Below are 3,159 nucleotides of genomic sequence, written 5' to 3' on the forward strand. Positions count from 1 at the left end.
CCGTAAATTTCTAAACGACAAAGATATAGGCCGTAACGCCAGTGAACCTACTGGAAAAGTGGGAGCTTAAGCTCAATGAAGGCAAGACCAAGATCGTTGATGCCAACAAAGAAGCGTTCTACTTTTTAGGTTTCGCGATGAAAATAAATATCAGCGCGAAAGGCAAGCGTTACCCGCATGTCGGCCCAAAGGAAAAAGCGGTGGAAAAGGTAAAATGGAAGGGCCTGAAAGAGCAAAACAAGATCGCAGGGCTTCTACTGTGTTATTTTGGCAATGTATTTTTTTATGCTTTTTATATCATTTACTTTACCAGACTGACTGATTCGTTCCGACAAACTTACTTCGGCCGCAACTGCCCCAGAGTTATTTATCGAGATCACCGCGACTTTTTTCTCCCTTTTTTCATCAATAAAAATCGCTAAATATAAAGCTTTGTCGCCAAAAGAAGCCTTTCCAGTAGCCAGAAACTCAATGCATAATCCTTGAGTTACAAAATCTTGACTACTATACCTTTTTAGTTCCCCATTTGATTCAGCTACAAAAACACATCTATTTGTTTTTTCTTCTTTGAATACAGAAAAAGAACTATGGTCATTTGAAATAAAGTCCCTTTCCAAGAACTTCAAATTCTTATACTCAGACTTTATTAATTCAGACTTAGCCACTGCGATCTGATTTTCTATATTGATTTGTTTCTCAACTTGATCTATAGATTTCAGCATGTTATTCAGTTTTTTATCTGGAAAAATATTCTGATCTTTAATGCGGAAAAAAATACTATTTTCATATTTCTCTGTTCTAGTATCTTGCACTGAGTATGTTAGTACTAAATACTGCTCACCAAGCATCATAAATACTTTCATTCCATCTATACTTATGCAGTGAGGGAACATTTCTAAATCTTCAGGTCCAAAAATATCCTTATATTCATAATCTGGCTCTGATCCGAATATGATCCCGCAACTAGGAACATTTGATCCGTTCTTAAAAATTAGTATAGGAACAACATATTCAAGCGGGCTTTTTGGAATATCTTTTGTCTCAAAAAGAGTCCACTGCCGTTTTGCTAAGTAATTTTTTATGTCTATATCCTGACGGTCAAGCGCAGGTAGTGACTCGGAATTAATGTACAAAAAGATAAAAAAAACTAATCTAATCATTTCGCTCGTTCCTTCGCGAGAAAAATCATCGCTTCCGTACTTTTAAAACCGTAACGCGCTCTTCTTATTGGGACTTCATTATTTAACTCTAAAAATCTTGCATACCCGGCCTTGCTGTTATCAGCGTTTTTAAAAACTCCTTTTTTATTTGATTTTGGGTCACTCCAAAGTCCCCATGCAAAAGCAGCATCACGTTTATTATAGACAGCACTTTTGGAGAATGGGGCGTACTCGCTATCGGTCGCATTTGAACTCAGACAAGACAAGACTCTAAGCGTTTTGTGAGCCCGTTTAAATACATCTATTCGGTCATCCAGACCATTAAACCCACCATTGATTCCGAAGGAAATGGCTAATAGATCGCTTGTGTCAGCATAGTTATTAAGATCAATGCTTGTGCCATAATTCCAATACCACCCAGCGGAATCTGTTGCCCACTTTGGTTCTTCAAGCTTCATTTTATTATATCCAAGAAAGTTTTCATTTACATATTTTCCATATGCATCATAATTTTTCTTATAAGTAATTTGAATTAAACCTCGACCTTTGTAACCGTCATACACATCAGCTTCTTTTTTGCCTTTAGGAAGAATTTCAGCTAGATATCTTAAACTACCAGATTCATGACCAATTTGTGTTAATGCATGAGCTTTTCGTAAGCATGTATTAATTTGATATCTTTTAAACATTGAATTTATGTGAACGATAAACTCTTCTAAATTGGCTTTTTTTCTGTTTGGGAAGATTGCGGCAAGCTGATCAATATTAATGTCTTTGTCACATGAGCAACCTCTGTCTAGAACTTTATGTTCTGGCTCGCTTTTTGTGTTTGTACCTATAACATAAGTGAGTCCCTGCTCTTTCTTTGCGCTACCATCGTTTATAGGAGTCTGGCTAGGCATAGCTTGGTGTTCAGCACTTATTAATGATTCACTATTTTTTTTTGGATGTAATTCCGTTTTGCTATTTATTTTTACACTATTAAGTTTCAAAATTACAATGGGCGGAGTATCAATAACATTTAATTCTGCGACTTTCAAAAAATCAAAATCGCCAATTTTTTTAGCCCAAACACTTAATTTTGAATTTAATTCGGCTGTAATACTGAATTCATTAGATTGCTCGGTGACCCTGCCTTGTGCTAGTTGTATTTCAGCTTGTTGTATCTTAAATTTTATACCTGCAGGTGCTTGGTCTAATAAGTTCACAAATCTAACAGAAAACTCGACATCTTTTGATGGAATTTTCAGTTTTTGACCCACTATCAAAACATCTGGATTATGGAGATTCGGATTAAGATCCAATATTTTGTTAACTGTAGTTCCTTTCTTTTTGGCAATCTTTGATAAGGTATCGCCAGCTTGTACTGTAATGATTTTATTTCTCTCAATAGTCATGATCATCCTCTTTTTCGTTTGGTGCAACAGGCTCTTTTGGAATAATTACTTCCCAACTTGAATCTCCGAGTATCAAAATTAATTCTTCCTCTTTATCTGTAAAAACCCTTGTCGATATGCCGTGACCATTCAAATTACCTGCAGCAATTTGATTTTTGGAATTTTTTTGCCAAAACTCGTAGGATATGCCAACGTTACTTTCCCATTTGCTTAAAAAATCTGCGGCATTGATTTGTTGGCTATATAGCACTTGGTTTGACTCATCAATGTGAATCTGGCTTTTTGGAAACGATGGCAATTTGATTGGTATACGCCCCGCCCCCGCCAACACCTTCATACTAGCCTTAAAAGCAGCAGTGCCGGGTGCGGTGAGGGTGATGTTGCCGCCTTCGAGTTGGATGCCGGCGCCTTGGGCGGTCATGAGCAAGTGGTGGGGGGCGGCGATGCGGATGCTGGCTTGGGTGCTGGCGATGGTGAGGGTTTTGTCGGCGGTGAGGCGGGTTTGGTCGCTTTGGCTTTGCATGGATACTTTGCCGGTGGCGGCGTGCAGTGCAATGCCGGTGGTTTGGATCGGATTAGCGGTTTCGGGTGGTTTGCCTACC

3 protein-coding genes are annotated in these 3,159 nt (G+C 38.3%); all 3 read right to left on the bottom strand.

Annotated features, from left to right (window positions below; genetic code table 11):
• Window positions 1–254 precede the first annotated feature (254 nt).
• Complete coding sequence (locus C0512_RS14955; RefSeq protein WP_290863001.1) at window positions 255–1,160, bottom strand: hypothetical protein; 906 nt, start codon at window positions 1,158–1,160, stop codon at window positions 255–257.
• Complete coding sequence (locus C0512_RS14960) at window positions 1,157–2,557, bottom strand: LysM peptidoglycan-binding domain-containing protein (protein WP_290863003.1); 1,401 nt, start codon at window positions 2,555–2,557, stop codon at window positions 1,157–1,159. Before C0512_RS14960 ends, C0512_RS14955 begins: the two co-directional genes overlap by 4 nt.
• Window positions 2,547–3,159 (bottom strand): DUF2345 domain-containing protein (locus tag C0512_RS14965; protein ID WP_290863005.1); only part of this gene is annotated, 613 nt, incomplete at its 5' end. The genes C0512_RS14960 and C0512_RS14965, both read right to left, overlap by 11 nt.

The sequence above is a fragment of the Flavobacterium sp. genome, assembly GCF_013822155.1.
GTDB lineage: Bacteria > Bacteroidota > Bacteroidia > Flavobacteriales > Flavobacteriaceae > Flavobacterium.

Coding starts and splice junctions, on each gene's coding strand:
- C0512_RS14955 (WP_290863001.1), bottom strand. CDS start 1,160: ATGATTAGATTAGTTTTTTTTATCTTTTTGTACATTAATTCCGAGTCA.
- C0512_RS14960 (WP_290863003.1), bottom strand. CDS start 2,557: ATGACTATTGAGAGAAATAAAATCATTACAGTACAAGCTGGCGATACC.